The following is a 15,422-nucleotide window of genomic DNA, read 5'->3' as shown; positions in this document are numbered from 1 at the left end:
CATGAGCATGAGCGAACAAAACCCAGGCACAAGCTTTACCCTGACGCTTGATGGCGTTGAGGTGAGTGCAACCCCTGGTGAAAGCCTCTGGCAGGTGGCCAAGCGCGCCGGCGAGACCATTCCCCATCTCTGTTTTAAGGACACAAGCGGTTATCGCGCCGACGGCAACTGCCGCGCCTGTATGGTGGAAATCGAGGGCGAGCGCACCCTGGCCGCCAGCTGTCTCCGCGAGGCAGCCCCCGGCATGGTGGTCAAAAGCGCCAACTCCGAACGGGCGCATACCGCCCGCAAGATGGTCATGGAGATGCTGTTGGTCGACCAGCCGGAGCGGGAAGAGAGCCCCGATCGCGCCAGCCATTTCTGGGCCATGGCCGACCAGTTGGCCATTGATGCCACGGCGGTGCGCCGTAAACTGCCCAGGCGCGAAGAGCGCGAGGCGCCCACCGTGCACCATGTGGCGTCCCGGGCGGAAAGCCTGGAACAAGACAGCAGCCACTCCGCCATGCGCGTCAACCTTGACGCCTGCATCGAGTGCAATCTGTGTGTGCGTGCCTGCCGCGAGGTTCAGGTCAACGACGTGATCGGCCTGGCCCACCGTGGTGCGGCGTCCAAGATCGTGTTTGATTTCGACGATCCCATGGGCGAGAGCACCTGCGTGGCCTGTGGCGAGTGCGTTCAAGCTTGCCCAACCGGTGCGCTGATGCCCGCCACTGTGGTGGATGACGAAGGACGGGGTGATTCGTCTGTGGCTGACCGCAAGGTCGATTCGGTATGTCCCTACTGCGGAGTGGGTTGTCAGCTCACCTACCATATCAAGAATGACCAGATCCTTTACGTGGAGGGCCGCGATGGCCCCTCTAACGAAAACCGGCTGTGTGTTAAAGGCCGCTTCGGCTATGACTATCCGCGCCATCCATCCCGACTAATCGCTCCGCTGATTCGCCGCGAAGGTGTCGCTAAAGGGATTGATCCAGACTTCGACCCTGCCAAGCCGTTGACCCATTTCCGAGAGGCCAGTTGGGACGAAGCTCTGGATGTTGCTGCCAGCGGGCTTGTCGATCTTAAAGCAGCCCATGGCCCTGATGCCCTGGCCGGGTTCGGCAGCGCCAAGTGCTCCAATGAAGAGGCGTGGCTGTTCCAGAAACTGGTGCGTACCGGCTTCGGCTCCAACCATGTGGATCACTGCACCCGCTTGTGCCACGCCAGCTCCGTGGCGGCACTCATGGAGTGTATTGGCTCAGGTTCGGTCACCGCCTCCTTTATGCAGGCCAGCCAAGCTGACATGGTGATTCTTACCGGCTGTAATCCGGCTGTGAACCACCCGGTGGCGGCCACCTTCTTCAAGCAGGCCGCCAAGCGTGGCACCAAGATCGTGATCCTCGATCCCCGCGGTCAGGCGTTGGATGCCTATGCCCACCTGAGCGTGCGTTTTTCACCGGGTGCCGACGTGGCGCTGTTTAACGCCATCCTCAATGTGATCATCAGCGAAGAGCTGTATGACATGACCTATATCGCCGAGCATACCGAAGGCTTTGAAGCCTTGAAAACGCATACGGTGGATATGACCCCCGAAGCGATGAGCGGCCTGTGCGGTGTTGAGCCCGAGACCATCCGCGAAGTGGCCAGGCTTTATGCCAACGCCGAACGGGCGATGATTTTCTGGGGCATGGGCATTTCCCAGCACACCCACGGCACCGATAACGCCCGCTGTCTGATCTCGCTGGCGTTAGCCTGCGGCCAGACCGGGCGCCCCGGCACCGGCCTGCACCCTTTGCGGGGGCAGAACAACGTTCAGGGCGCGTCCGATGCGGGCCTGATTCCCATGGTGATGCCGGACTACCAGCCCGTTAGCGATGCCCAGGTACGCAGTGCCTTCGAAGAGCTGTGGAATACAAAACTGGATCCCACACCCGGCCTCACCGTGGTGGAGATCATGGATGCCATCACCGCTGGCACCATCCGCGGCATGTATATCCAGGGTGAAAACCCGGCGATGTCTGACCCGGATTTGGCCCACGCCCGGGCCGCTCTGGCCAAGCTGGAGCATCTGGTGGTGCAGGATCTGTTTGTCACTGAGACCGCCCAGTTCGCCGATGTCATCCTGCCTGCCTCTGCCTGGCCCGAGAAAAACGGCACCGTCACCAACACTAATCGGCAAGTGCAGATGGGGCGTGCGGCGCTGCCGCTGCCGGGCCTGGCCAAGCCGGACTGGTGGATCATTCAGGAGATTGCCAAACGTTTTGGCCTGGGCTGGGATTACCAGCATCCGCGGGACGTCTTCGCCGAGATGAAGCAAGGCATGGCCTCTCTCGACCATATTTCCTGGGAGCGTCTGGAGCGCGAGCAATCGGTAACCTACCCCTGCCCGGCGGAGGACGCGCCTGGGCACGACGTGGTCTTCAGCGATGCTTTCCCGACAATCAGCGGCCGGGCGAAATTCGCGCCCACGCGCCCGCTGCCACCGGATGAACCGGTCGATAATGACTACCCGACGGTACTGACCACCGGGCGCCAGCTAGAGCACTGGCATACCGGTTCGATGACCCGGCGCGCCAAAGTGCTTGATGACCTGGAACCGGAAGCCGTAGCCAGCCTGGCCCCCGCTGAGTTTATTCGACTGGGGATAGCGCCGGGCGATGATCTGACGATCGTCACACGGCGAGGATCCATTACCCTCAAGGCGAGGACGGATCCGGGTATGCCTGAGGGTATGGTCTTCGTACCCTTCTGTTACGAGGAAGCAGCGGCGAACTTGTTAACCAACCCTGCGTTGGATCCTTATGGCAAGATTCCGGAGTTCAAGTATGCCGCTTGCCGGTTGAGCCGCAGTGCTACCCTTCAAGAGGAGGAGTCGCTAAGCGTCTAAAAACACTTGACCACTACAGCCTGGCCCGCATTAGCGGGCCAGGCTTTTTTTATAATCCTGAGAACCTCAACCCTGAGCTAGATGAAGCGTCGGGGTATCGTAGCCTAAATTCTCAAGCACCCGAGTGGCGTACCAGTCGACAAAATCGATAACACCAAACTCATAAGTTTCAGAGTAAGGGCCGGGTTGGTAAGCCTTGGAGTTAATTCCGCGCTGGTTCTCTTCTGCCAGTTGGCGATCCTGGTCGTTGGTGGCATCCCATACGCGGCGCAGCTGTTCAGGGTCGTAGTCAACGCCTTCTACCGCGTCCTTGTGAACCAGCCACTTGGTGGTCACCACGGTTTGCTGCGGGCCAAGGGGGAGTACGCGGAACACCACCGCGTGATCGCCCATGAAGTGATTCCAGGAGTTGGGCAGGTGCAGGATACGCAGCGAGCCCATATCAGCGTTGGGTAAGCGGCCCATTAGCTTCTTACAGCCGGGCTTACCGTCCATTGTCATGGAGACAATGCCATCTAGCAGTGGCGTGCGGGTCAGACGATTGCGTTTGCCAAAGCGCTTCAACTGATAGGGCACTTTCGCCTCATCCCAATCCGCTTGTTTACATGCCACCAGTTCCTTATAGGCGGGCGTTGCGCGCGGATCGTCGGTGTCATCAAACTCCTGCAAAGAGTTCAGAAGCTCAGGGTGCGCACCGTTGCAGTGGTAACACTCGCGGTTATTTTCGATGACCAGCTTCCAGTTGGCTTGCTCGACGATACTGGACTCGGTGGCGACCTTAACGTTGTCCATCTGGTAGGGCTCAAGATAGTGCTCGAGCGTTTCCAGAAAGTCATCCATGGGGGTCGGGTTGTCGCTTAAATTGATAAAGATGAAACCGCCAGCGGTACAAATGCTGACCGGCTTGAGGCCAAACTGATCAAGGTTGAAATCAGTGCCCATATCGCTGCCAGCAAACAGCAAGCGACCATCAAGCTCGTAAGTCCACTGATGATACGGACATACCAGTTTTGCCACTTTGCCCTTATCCTTTACGCAAAGTCGCGAACCGCGGTGGCGGCAGACATTGTGAAAGGCATGAATGGTGCCTTCTCCACCGCGTACGATGACAATGGGATTGTCACCGATATCCAGGGTCATGAAGTTACCCTTGGTGGGGATCTCGCATGTCATTCCTGCGAACAGCCACTCTTTCTCAAACACCTCTTGCATATCAATTGCAAACAGGCGGGCATCGTTATAAAACGGCTGCGGAAGCGAAAAGCTGCGCTCCCTCGTTTGCAGCATATTGGCCGTTGACTCCCGGGCCGCGACGAGCGGGTCATCCATTGTGTTTAACACGTACTTTTGCATACCAGTATCCTCGTAAACCACCGCTTTCCCCTCTAGGGCTGCGAGTCGGCCGTTAGTCAAGATTGTTTATCTTGTTGTTCTGTTGCGTAACCTGGCGTTTTATTCAAATGTGGTCTGACGTCAGTGACAGATTGTGTTGCAGGCTACACCCTGCCAGTTATCTGCCCGCGACATTAGGTGGCGTAGTGGCGACTAAAAAAGAGGTTTCTAAACGATAAAGAGTGGCACGAGGTAAGTGCGCGTCGTTGTCAGGTAAGTCGGCTAGCAGGCGCATCCCCAGAATGCATCTCAACGGTACTGACCGTATAGCGATTACGGTTCGGTGATGCATAGTGATAACGGCTGGTCAGGCAGAGGCGATAATGACAACCAATTTCTTCAATCCGGTCACGACCCAAACCTGGACCAACGGCCGCCACCAGGTACGTTGTGTTAAGGTCATCCAGGAAACCCAGGATGTGCGCACGTTCTGTTTTATGGCCGAGCAGCCTGTACTGTTCTTCTTCAAGCCCGGTCAGTTCGTGACGCTGGAGCTTGAGATTGACCATCAGCCGATCATGCGCTCCTATACGATTTCCAGCTCCCCTTCGATCCCTTACAGCTTTTCCATCACCGTTAAGCAAGTACCTGGGGGAAAGGTATCCAACTGGCTGCATGCGAACCTGAAAGTGGGTGATGAACTGGTCGTGCACGGCCCGGTAGGCAACTTCAACTCCATCGATTTTCCTGCCGAAAAAGTACTGTTTCTCTCTGGCGGTGTCGGCATCACGCCCTTGATGTCCATGACCCGCTGGCTGTTTGATACTAATGCCACTGTGGACGTTGAGTTCATACACAGCGCTCGTGCTCCCCGTGATGTGATTTATCATCGCGAGCTGGTGCATATGTTTTCGCGCATTCCTGAGTTCAAGCTGCATATCATATGCGAGAGCAAGGAGGACATTGGTGAGGCCTGGGCCGGCTACCGTGGCTACCTCACCCAGCCGCTGTTCGAACTCATTGTGCCGGACTTCATGGAAAGGGAGATATTCTGCTGCGGCCCGACCCCCTACATGAACGCCATCAAAAATATTCTTCGTGCCAACAACTTCAACATGGATCACTACCATGAGGAGTCGTTTGGCGCGACGCCGGTTGAGGTGCGTGAAGATGTCCTTGAGCTGGCTGAGCAGGCGGAAGTCGAAGCTGAAAATGTCGATACCAGCGAATTGCACAGCATCGAGTTTGCCTCTTCAGGGAAGAGTGTGCGTATTCAGCCGGGTGAGACGGTTCATGCGGCGGCAGCCAAGCTGGGTCTGCATATTCCCAAGGCCTGTGGTATGGGGATTTGCGGTACTTGCCGTGTAGAGCTCAAATCGGGTGAGGTGGAAATGGAGCATAACGGCGGTATCACGGATGAGGATGTCGAAGAAGGCTATATCCTGTCTTGCTGCAGCCGTCCTAAAGGAGATCTGGTGGTGGATTTCTAGCGCTGGCAGCCATTTTAATCCCTGTCGCAAAACGCCCTTTATGGTGATGGCCGTAAAGGGCGTTTTGGTTTTAGTGATAACCAATAAACCTCCATCTTGGACAGTACTGGTCGCTAATAAGTAAGCATTCACCATTGGTTATACCCGGCTGGGATGGGGCTTTTTCGGCGGCTTTTCCGGTGCTTTCTCGTCAGCAGCAACCTAAATGTAGCCGATGTCGCAAATGCATCGAGTGGTGACGTCGGCAAGCATCTTGGGCTCGGAAACCAACGATAGTATCGCGGTAACAACGCGTTGATAGGGACTTTGGTTGAGAGCGACCTGGGTTTATCAGCATTAAAGGTATGTCAGCACTTAATAAGAAAGTGACTCATGAGGAGGCGTTAATGCTTCACAATAATTTTTCCCCCAATGCACGTTTGGCCAGTTACGACACCTTGCTTGCTGAAGCAATTGCTGAAGAAACGGTTCGCCAAGAAGCACATATTGAATTAATCGCCTCCGAAAATTACACCAGCAAACTTGTTATGGAAGCGCAAGGTACACAGCTGACCAATAAGTATGCAGAAGGCTATCCAGGTCGCCGTTACTACGGTGGCTGTGAGTTCGTCGACAAGGTTGAAGCCTTGGCCATTGAACGAGCCTGCCATCTTTTTAGTGCCAATTATGCCAATGTGCAGCCGCACTCCGGTGCCCAGGCCAATGCCGCTGTGTTTATGGCCCTGGTATCGCCGGGCGATACCGTATTGGGTATGAGTCTTGCCCACGGCGGTCACTTAACCCATGGTGCTGCCCCCAATTTCTCGGGTAAGCACTACAACGCCGTGCAGTATGGCCTCAAGCCGGAAACCGGCGAGATCGATTACGAAGAAGTCGAGCGCTTGGCTCGCGAGCACCAGCCGAAGATGATCATCGCGGGCTTCTCCGCTTACTCTCGCGTGGTGGACTGGCGACGTTTTCGCGCTATTGCCGATGAGGTAGGCGCCTGGTTGATGGTCGATATGGCCCACGTCGCTGGATTAGTGGCCGCTGGGCTCTATCCAAGCCCGCTTCCCTTCGCTCATGTGGTCACCACCACCACCCATAAAACGCTGCGCGGCCCACGGGGTGGTTTGATTCTCTCCGCCCATGGCGACGAAGCGCTGTATAAAAAGCTTAATGGCGCGGTTTTCCCAGGCCAGCAGGGCGGCCCGTTGATGCATGTGATTGCCGCCAAAGCGGTAGCGTTCAAGGAGGCCATGAACCAGGAGTTTGTGCGCTACCAGCAGCAGGTGATCGATAACGCCCAGGCCATGGCCAAAGTGTTTATGGAGCGCGGCTATGACGTGGTGTCCGGTGGCACCGACGACCACCTCTTTTTGGTTTCGCTTATCCGCCAGGGCATTACCGGTAAAGATGCGGATGCTGCACTTGGCCGCGCACATATCACGGTGAATAAAAACACGGTGCCCAACGACCCGCAAAGCCCCTTTGTGACGTCTGGCCTGCGTATTGGCACCCCCGCGGTCACCACGCGCGGCTTCGATGCCGACGAGTGCAGCGAGCTGGCTGGCTGGATCTGCGACATCTTAGACGAATTGGCGGCAGGCAAAGACACGACTGCCATTGAAGCCGAGGTGCAGGCCAAAGTGACCGACGTGTGTGCCCAGCACCCTGTTTACGCTGAGTCCGCCGCTGAAACCGTCGAATCCATTGCTTGAATTGGCTTGCCGGCAGGGCCCGGCGCTGCTGAACTGAGGAGACACCTATGCAACGCTATTCCGGCTTCGGCCTGGTCAAGCACGCGCTGAGCCACCACGAAAACTGGGAGCGTCAGTGGCGTAATCCCACGCCCAAGAAGCAGTACGATGTGATCATCGTCGGCGGTGGTGGTCATGGCTTGGCCACGGCTTACTACCTGGCCAAAGAGTTCGGCGTCAAGAATGTCGCAGTGATCGAAAAAGGCTGGCTGGGCGGTGGTAATACCGCCCGTAATACCACCATCGTGCGTTCCAACTATCTCTGGGACGAATCGGCCGCTCTCTATGAGCACGCCATGAAACTGTGGGAAGGGCTTTCCCAGGATCTAAACTACAACGTCATGTTCTCCCAGCGCGGCGTTCTTAACCTGGGGCATACTCTGCAGGACATGCGCGATATCCAGCGTCGGGTGAATGCCAATCGGCTGAATGGTATTGACGGCGAAGTATTAGATGCCAAAGGGGTGCAGGAGCTGGTGCCGATCATGGACTGCTCCAAGAACGCTCGCTATCCGGTAATGGGGGCTTCCTGGCAACCGCGTGCTGGCGTGGCTCGCCACGATGCGGTGGCCTGGGGCTACGCCCGCGGTGCCGATGCCCATGGTGTGGATATTCTGCAGCAGACCGAAGTCACCGGCTTCAAGATTCGTGACGGCCAGATCTACGGCGTCCACACCAATCGTGGCGATATTGAAGCCAAAACCGTCGGTTGTGTGACTGCCGGTAACTCCAGCGTGCTGGCCAAGATGGGCGGCTTTAACTTGCCGTTAGAGTCCCATCCGCTGCAAGCCTTGGTGTCTGAACCGATCAAACCCATTCTCGATACGGTGGTGATGTCGAACCAGGTGCATGGCTACATCAGCCAGTCCGATAAGGGCGACCTGGTAATCGGTGCGGGCATCGACGGCTACAACGGCTATGGTCAACGCGGCAGCTACCCCACCGTAGAGCACACGCTTCAGGCGATCGTCGAGATGTTCCCGATCTTCTCTCGGGTGCGCATGAACCGTCAGTGGGGCGGTATTGTTGATACCTGCCCGGATGCCTGCCCGATTATCTCCAAAACGCCGGTGAAGGGTCTGTACTTCAACTGCGGCTGGGGTACCGGCGGCTTCAAAGCCACACCAGGGTCGGGGCATGTGTTCGCTGCCAGCCTGGCCAAGGGGGAGATGCACCCCATTGCCGAGCCGTTCTCCATGTTCCGCTTCCATAGCGGCGCACTGATCGACGAACACGGCGCTGCCGGCGTTGCCCACTAGGGTTCATACGAGAGGAGAATTCGCATGTTCTATATCTATTGTCCCTACTGTGGCGAACACCGTGAGGAAGAGGAGTTCCACCCCAAGGGCCAGGCGCATATTGAGCGCCCCAAGGAGCCCGAGGCGTGTAGCGACGAAGAGTGGGGTGACTACCTGTTCTTCCGTGACAACCCTCGTGGTGTTCACCATGAAATGTGGGTGCATGCGGTGGGTTGCCGCAAGTTTTTCAACGTGACGCGTCACACCGTGAGCTACGAGATTCTCGAGACTTACAAAATGGGTGAGCAGCCGTCGATTACCGCCGACAGCCAGAATCAGACTCGCGAGGCGGCCGCGGTCAGCCAACAAGAAGGAGTGCGGGCATGAGCCAGTCTAAGCAACAAGTGTACCGCCTTAACACAGGCGGCCGTATTGATCGCTCCCGCACGTTGAGCTTTACCTTTAACGGCCAGCGTTACCAAGGCCACCCCGGGGATACCCTGGCCTCGGCGCTGCTGGCTAACGGCGTGGATATCGTTAACCGCAGCTTTAAATACTCGCGCCCCCGCGGCATCGTCGCTGCTGGCGCCGAAGAGCCCAATGCCATCGTGCAGCTGGGCAGCAGCGAGGCTGGCCAGGTGCCCAACGTGCGCGCTACCCAGCAGGCGCTGTATGAGGGGCTGACCGTCAGTAGCACCAACGGTTGGCCAAACGTCCAGCGCGACCTGATGGGGCTGATCGGCAAGCTGGGGGGGCAGTTTATGCCGCCTGGCTTCTACTACAAGACCTTTATGGCCCCGGCCTCGATGTGGCTGACCTACGAAAAATATATCCGTAAGGCGGCGGGCCTGGGCCGCAGCCCCATGGAAGCCGATCCGGACAGCTATGATCACTTCAATCAGCACTGCGATGTGCTGGTCGTCGGCGCAGGCGCCGCGGGACTGGCGGCAGCGCTGGCCGCCGCGCGCAGCGGCGCTCGGGTGATCGTTGCCGATGAGCAGGACGAAATGGGCGGCTCGCTGCTGGCCAGTCGTGAAACCCTGGAAGGCAAGCCCGCAGACCAGTGGGTTGTCCGGGTGCTGGATGAGCTGGCCGGTTGCGAAAACGTCACGCTGCTGCCGCGCACCACGGCTAACGGTTATCACGACCACAATTTTGTGACGCTGCATGAGCGGCGTACCGAGCACCTAAGCGATACGGCGCCAGTGGAAAATGGCCACCGTCAGGTACGTGCCCGTTTACATCGGGTACGTGCTGGTCAGGTGATTCTGTGCACGGGCGCCCATGAGCGGCCACTGGTCTATGCAGGTAACGATGTTCCGGGCAACCTGCTTGCGGGCGCTGTATCGACCTATATCCGCCGCTACGGCGTGGCGCCGGGCCGCAAACTGGTGCTCTCCACCAGTAACGACTATGGCTACCGCGCTGCCCTGGACTGGAAAGAGGCTGGCTGTAAGGTAGTGGCGATCGTGGATGCACGCGAAGCACCGGCAGGTGACTGGGTGGATGCCGCCCGCGCCCAAGGCATCGACATCATTACCGGCAGTGCTGTAATCGAGGCGAAAGGCAGCAATCGGGTCACCGCTGCACGGGTCGCCAAGATCGATATTGACGCTTTCAAAGTGAGCGGCTCGGTTCAGGAGCTGGCTTGTGACACCATCGCCAGCTCTGGCGGTTATAGCCCGGTGATTCACCTGGCGTCCCACACCGGGGCGCGGCCTACCTGGCGCGACGATATTATTGGCTTCGTGCCGGGGCTAGTGAAAGGCGTTCAGGCCTGTGGCGGTGCCAACGGCTGCTATGCGCTGGGTGACGTACTTGCGGAAGGTGTCGAGGCAGGCATCAAAGCAGCGGCTGCCATGGGGCATGCCGTTCAGACGGTGACGCTGCCCAGCGCCGAGCGCCTTCAACAGGGGCCTGCGGTAGCACTGTTTCAAGTGCCCCATGAGAAACCCACCCTGCGTGGCCCCAAGCAGTTCGTCGACCTGCAGAACGACGTCACCGCGGCGGGTATCGAGCTGGCGACCCGGGAGGGCTTCGAGTCCATCGAGCACATCAAGCGCTATACCGCGATGGGCTTCGGTACGGATCAGGGCAAGCTGGGTAACATCAACGGCATGGCAATTGCCGCCCGCTGCCTGGGTCGCTCCATTCCTGAGGTGGGTACCACGGTGTTCCGTCCTAACTACACCCCGGTCACTTTCGGCGCCATTGTGGGTCGCCACTGCCGTGACCTGTTCGACCCCGAACGCTACACCGCTCTTCACCAGTGGCACGTAGAGCGTGGCGCCGAGTTCGAGGATGTAGGTCAGTGGAAGCGTCCCTGGTACTACCCACAGAAGGTGAATGGCAAGACCGAGACGATGCATGAAGCGGTTGCCCGCGAGTGTCTGGCGGTGCGCGAGAAGGTCGGTATCCTCGATGCCTCAACGCTTGGCAAGATCGATATCCAGGGGCCGGATGCGCGTGAATTCCTGGCCCGGGTCTACACCAACAAGTGGGAGAAACTGGCAGTCGGCAAGTGCCGTTACGGCCTGATGTGTAAAGACGATGGCATGGTCACCGACGACGGTGTGACCAGTTGCCTGGCTGAAAACCACTTTTTGATGACCACCACTACCGGTGGCGCTGCAGCGATTCTGGAATGGCTGGAGCTATGGCATCAGACCGAGTGGCCGGAACTGGATGTCTACTTCTCTTCGGTGACTGACCACTGGGCCACCATGACCATCACTGGCCCAGAAGCGCGCAAGCTGCTCGCTGAGATCAGTGATCTCGATCTTGACCGCGATAGCTTCAAGTTCATGGATTGGCGATCCGGGAAAGTGGCGGGAGTGCCTGCACGGGTCTTCCGTATCTCCTTTACCGGCGAGCTGACCTTCGAGATCAACGTGCAAGCCAACTATGCCATGCACGTGTGGCAAACCCTGTTCAAGCATGGCGAGAAGTACGGCTTGACGCCCTATGGCACCGAAACCATGCACGTTCTGCGGGCTGAAAAGGGCTTTATTATCGTGGGTCAGGAAACCGACGGCTCGGTGACGCCAGAAGACTTAGGCATGCAGTGGTGCGTAGGCTACGACAAGCCCTACTCGTGGATTGGCAAGCGGGCCCTGACACGCAGTGACACCAAGCGTGAGAACCGCAAGCAACTGGTGGGGCTCAGGCCGAAAGACCCGAAGGTGATCCTCGAAGAGGGCGCTCAGATCGTGCTTGATCCCAAGCATGCGATTCCTATGCCGATGGTGGGGCATGTTACCTCCAGCTACTACAGCCCCATTCTGGATTCAGGGTTTGCGCTAGCGGTGGTTAAGGGTGGCCATCAGAAGTTGGGCGAAACGGTTTACCTGCCCATGGCAGACGGCCAGACCCATGAAGCTGAAATCGTCAGCACTGTTTTCTACGACCCCAAGGGAGAGCGCCAGCATGTCTAACGCGGCTACTTTCGACACCCGTACTGATACCGCGATCCCGGTAGAGTCCCCGTTGGCCTACAGCTACCGTCACAGTGGCGCGCCTCGGGGCAGTGGTTACCGGCTTAAGCTACGCGAGCGGGCAATGCAGGGGCATCTGATCCTGCGTGGTGGCGCCATCGTGCTTGCTGAGGCGGTGCGCGAGGTACTGGGGATCAGCCTGCCTGGCAAACCCCAGGCGCTGGTGCTCGATGCCAGCAGTGAGCGTTCCATTCAGTGGCTCTCCCCAGATGAGTGGCTGGTGATTGTGCCCGGTGGCGAGGAGTTCCCGCTGGAGACGCAGCTGCGTGAGCGTCTGGGAGATGCCCACTTTGCCATTAGCGACGTTAGTGGTGGACAAACAGTGCTGGAGCTTTCCGGCGAGGCAGCCCGTGAGCTGTTGATGAAAACGGTGATCTACGATGTTCACCCCAGTAATTTCCCGGTGGGGAAAGGCGTCACTACCGTTTTTGCCAAGGCGACCACTATCCTTCGTCGCCCTAGTGAAGAGCGCTGGGAGCTAGTGGTGCGGCGCAGCTTTGCCGACTACTGCTATCGCTGGTTACTGGATGCCGGGTCAGAGTACGGCGTTAACGTAGAACAATAAGTGGGCAGGCCGGAACACTGTTTCGGCCGCTACGATCTTTCGCGACGATCTGCCGCTACTAGAGATGCACTATGAGCCGAATGAGTGATACCTGGATACTTGCCGCCCAATGCCCGAGTCGCTTGGGAACGGTGGACGTCGTCACGCGCTTTCTAAAAGAGCAGCAGTGCTATATCACTGAACTCAACTCTTTCGATGATCGGCTGGGCGGACGCTTTTTCATTCGCGCTGAGTTTCGCCCAGAGCAAGATGAATTTCATGAAGAGCGCTTTCACGCCGATTTTGCAGCGCGGGCGAGCGAATTCGACATGCAGTTTGAACTGACGGCGCCGGGCAAACGCACCGGCACCGTGATTATGGTCTCCAAGGCCGATCACTGCTTGAATGATCTTCTCTACCGTTATCGGACGGGCCAGCTTCCGCTGGATATCAAAGCAGTGATTTCCAATCATCCCGATCTGGAGCCGTTGGCAGCCTGGCACGATTTGCCCTACCACTACCTGCCGATCACGCCCGAGACGAAATTGCAGCAGGAAGCGCAGATACGCGAAATCATCGCGGATACCAACGCTGAACTGGTGGTGCTGGCAAGGTATATGCAAGTGCTTTCGCCCTCCATGTGTGAGCTATTAGCTGGCCGGGCCATCAATATTCACCATTCGCTGCTGCCCGGTTTTAAAGGCGCCAAGCCTTATCATCAGGCCTATGAGAAAGGGGTTAAGCTAGTCGGCGCCACGGCCCACTACATTAATAACGACCTTGATGAAGGGCCGATTATTGCCCAAGGGGTCGAGCCTGTGGATCACACCCACTACCCAGAGGATCTGGTTGCCAAGGGACGGGATATCGAGTGCCTGACGCTGGCGAGAGCGATTAGCTACCACTTGGAACGCCGCGTGTTCTTTTATTCAGGACGTACGGTGGTGTTTGGTAACTAAGGTTTTTGGCTTATAGCGGTTAACGATAAACACACACAGTTCGAGCGCGCTTTTATAACTGGGCTACTGTCGCCGCTAAGCGTTTTTCAGTGCGCTAGGTAGCCTTAGTTATGCATAAAAAAATATGCTAATGCGTGCTTAAAAATTTCGGTTTATAAAAATAAAAAAATCATCATAAAAGATAGCTTCGTTTTATTTGTCACCACATCAATAACTTATTAAAACTTTCAGGCACCGCCTGATTTTCCCCTGTTTATACGTCAAGAGGTGCTCCAATGCCTATCAGTGTTTTCGACCTTTTTAAGATTGGAGTAGGCCCCTCCAGTTCCCACACCGTCGGGCCTATGCAGGCGGCTTTTAAATATGTCACCACCCTGCGCGAAAACCGCCTGCTCGATGAGGTAGGGCATCTTGAGGTGCATCTATATGGTTCGCTATCAGCGACAGGGGTAGGTCATGCTACTGATCACGCGATTATTATGGGCTTAATGGGTGAACGCCCTAGCACAATAGATCCCTCGATTATTGAGCCAGCCATTCAGGCGCTTAAAGAGAGCCAGTCATTACAGCTTGGCCGCCAAAAAGCAGTGACGTTTGTGTGGGAGAGTGACCTCTATTTTCATGAAGAGAGTTTGCCGCACCACCCTAATGCCATGAAACTGGCGGCTTTTACGCACCAGGGCGACTTGGTGTATGAAAATACCTATTACTCGGTGGGCGGTGGCTTTGTGGTTGAACAGTCCCAGGTGGATATGCCGCTGGACGATTTGGGTGGCGTTACCATCCCTTATAATTTTGATACGGCAGACGAGCTCTTGGCGCTATGTAAAAAAGAGCAGCTAAGTGTCAGCCAACTGATGCTGGAGAACGAGAAAGTCTGGCGGACGGAGGAGGAGGTCAGAAACGAACTGTGGCGTATCTGGCAGGTGATGTGTGAATGCATCGACAATGGGCTAACCCACGAAGGGATACTGCCGGGCGGGTTAAAAGTTAAACGCAGGGCCAAGCTGCTTCACCAGCGTCTTCAAGCAGCAGAGCAGAATGAGTGCCTGATAGCCTCGACGTTCTCAGCGATGGAGTGGGTGAATATCTTTGCCCTCGCCGTCAATGAAGAGAATGCCGCAGGCGGGCGCATGGTCACGGCCCCCACCAACGGCGCCGCGGGCATTATCCCCGCTGTCTTGCACTACTATATGAAGTTTCAGCCCAACGCCTGCGAGAAAAACGTGGTGGATTTTTTGCTGGCGGCAGGCGCCATTGGCATTCTCTGCAAGAAAAATGCTTCGATCTCCGGCGCTGAAGTGGGCTGCCAAGGAGAAGTCGGGTCTGCATGTGCCATGGCAGCAGCGGGCCTGGCGGATGTGATGGGCGGTACACCCGAACAAGTCGAGCATGCGGCCGAAATCGGCCTGGAGCACAATTTAGGATTAACCTGTGACCCTGTTGGGGGGCTGGTTCAGGTTCCCTGTATTGAGCGCAACGCCATTGCAACGGTAAAGGCGATCAATGCCGCTCAAATGGCCCTACGCGGCGATGGTACTCACTTTATCTCGTTGGATAAGGTGATTCGTACCATGCGGGATACCGGCAGAGACATGCTGGATAAGTACAAAGAGACATCCAAAGGTGGATTAGCCGTGAATGCTATTGAGTGTTAAAAATCACCGGCTTGATTAGTTAAAAACGCCGGATCTCCGCTGAGGCAGGAGTCCGGCGTTTTCTATTTGAGCAATGGGTGCAAAAGAGGTCGTCATAACCTC

General features: G+C 57.0%; 10 protein-coding genes. 9 read left to right on the top strand and 1 reads right to left on the bottom strand.

The window, feature by feature from the left end:
- Nucleotides 1–7: 7 nt before the first annotated feature.
- Complete coding sequence (gene fdhF / locus ACFIOZ_RS20040; protein ID WP_386080750.1) at nt 8–2,866, top strand: formate dehydrogenase subunit alpha; 2,859 nt, start codon at nt 8–10, stop codon at nt 2,864–2,866.
- 66 nt (nt 2,867–2,932) lie between these two features.
- Here fdhF and ACFIOZ_RS20035 read toward each other — a convergent pair whose 3' ends face one another.
- Nucleotides 2,933–4,219 (bottom strand): aromatic ring-hydroxylating oxygenase subunit alpha, encoded by a 1,287-nt coding sequence (locus ACFIOZ_RS20035; RefSeq protein WP_386080748.1) that lies wholly within the window; start codon nt 4,217–4,219, stop codon nt 2,933–2,935.
- Nucleotides 4,220–4,581: 362 nt separating this feature from the next.
- On the opposite strand from ACFIOZ_RS20035, the gene ACFIOZ_RS20030 reads away from it, so the two are divergent.
- The 8 genes from ACFIOZ_RS20030 (at nt 4,582) to ACFIOZ_RS19995 (ending at nt 15,320) form a co-directional block, all read left to right on the top strand.
- Nucleotides 4,582–5,688, top strand: coding sequence for a hybrid-cluster NAD(P)-dependent oxidoreductase (locus ACFIOZ_RS20030; RefSeq protein WP_088699581.1), 1,107 nt, complete (start codon nt 4,582–4,584; stop codon nt 5,686–5,688).
- Nucleotides 5,689–6,074: 386 nt separating this feature from the next.
- Nucleotides 6,075–7,388, top strand: a complete 1,314-nt coding sequence (glyA, locus tag ACFIOZ_RS20025) for a serine hydroxymethyltransferase (RefSeq protein WP_386080747.1) — start codon at nt 6,075–6,077, stop codon at nt 7,386–7,388.
- A 47-nt stretch (nt 7,389–7,435) separates the two neighbouring features.
- Nucleotides 7,436–8,686: a sarcosine oxidase subunit beta family protein gene (locus tag ACFIOZ_RS20020; protein WP_009286043.1), complete on the top strand. Its 1,251-nt coding sequence runs from the start codon at nt 7,436–7,438 to the stop codon at nt 8,684–8,686.
- A gap of 24 nt (nt 8,687–8,710) precedes the next feature.
- Complete coding sequence (locus ACFIOZ_RS20015) at nt 8,711–9,052, top strand: sarcosine oxidase subunit delta (RefSeq protein WP_386080746.1); 342 nt, start codon at nt 8,711–8,713, stop codon at nt 9,050–9,052.
- The gene (locus ACFIOZ_RS20010) at nt 9,049–12,099 is read left to right on the top strand and encodes a sarcosine oxidase subunit alpha family protein (RefSeq protein WP_386080744.1); all 3,051 of its coding nucleotides are present in this window, start codon (nt 9,049–9,051) and stop codon (nt 12,097–12,099) included. Before ACFIOZ_RS20015 ends, ACFIOZ_RS20010 begins: the two co-directional genes overlap by 4 nt.
- On the top strand, nt 12,092–12,724 hold the full coding sequence (locus ACFIOZ_RS20005) for a sarcosine oxidase subunit gamma (protein WP_386080741.1): 633 nt from the start codon (nt 12,092–12,094) through the stop codon (nt 12,722–12,724). Before ACFIOZ_RS20010 ends, ACFIOZ_RS20005 begins: the two co-directional genes overlap by 8 nt.
- A 71-nt stretch (nt 12,725–12,795) precedes the next feature.
- Nucleotides 12,796–13,662, top strand: a complete 867-nt coding sequence (gene purU, locus ACFIOZ_RS20000) for a formyltetrahydrofolate deformylase (RefSeq protein ID WP_386080739.1) — start codon at nt 12,796–12,798, stop codon at nt 13,660–13,662.
- A gap of 275 nt (nt 13,663–13,937) precedes the next feature.
- The gene (locus ACFIOZ_RS19995; RefSeq protein WP_386080737.1) at nt 13,938–15,320 is read left to right on the top strand and encodes an L-serine ammonia-lyase; all 1,383 of its coding nucleotides are present in this window, start codon (nt 13,938–13,940) and stop codon (nt 15,318–15,320) included.
- Nucleotides 15,321–15,422: the final 102 nt, after the last annotated feature.

Origin of the sequence: Vreelandella sp. F11 (assembly GCF_042466685.1) — a bacterium.
GTDB lineage: Bacteria > Pseudomonadota > Gammaproteobacteria > Pseudomonadales > Halomonadaceae > Vreelandella.
The sequence above is the reverse complement of the archived record's forward strand: the minus strand, read 5'-3'. Positions and strand labels throughout refer to the sequence as shown.

Bases quoted from the DNA above. Each gene is read 5' to 3' on its own strand.
- fdhF (WP_386080750.1), top strand. From the start codon at position 8: ATGAGCGAACAAAACCCAGGCACAAGCTTTACCCTGACGCTTGATGGC.
- ACFIOZ_RS20035 (WP_386080748.1), bottom strand. From the start codon at position 4,219: ATGCAAAAGTACGTGTTAAACACAATGGATGACCCGCTCGTCGCGGCC.
- ACFIOZ_RS20030 (WP_088699581.1), top strand. From the start codon at position 4,582: ATGACAACCAATTTCTTCAATCCGGTCACGACCCAAACCTGGACCAAC.
- glyA (WP_386080747.1), top strand. From the start codon at position 6,075: ATGCTTCACAATAATTTTTCCCCCAATGCACGTTTGGCCAGTTACGAC.
- ACFIOZ_RS20020 (WP_009286043.1), top strand. From the start codon at position 7,436: ATGCAACGCTATTCCGGCTTCGGCCTGGTCAAGCACGCGCTGAGCCAC.
- ACFIOZ_RS20015 (WP_386080746.1), top strand. From the start codon at position 8,711: ATGTTCTATATCTATTGTCCCTACTGTGGCGAACACCGTGAGGAAGAG.
- ACFIOZ_RS20010 (WP_386080744.1), top strand. From the start codon at position 9,049: ATGAGCCAGTCTAAGCAACAAGTGTACCGCCTTAACACAGGCGGCCGT.
- ACFIOZ_RS20005 (WP_386080741.1), top strand. From the start codon at position 12,092: ATGTCTAACGCGGCTACTTTCGACACCCGTACTGATACCGCGATCCCG.
- purU (WP_386080739.1), top strand. From the start codon at position 12,796: ATGAGCCGAATGAGTGATACCTGGATACTTGCCGCCCAATGCCCGAGT.
- ACFIOZ_RS19995 (WP_386080737.1), top strand. From the start codon at position 13,938: ATGCCTATCAGTGTTTTCGACCTTTTTAAGATTGGAGTAGGCCCCTCC.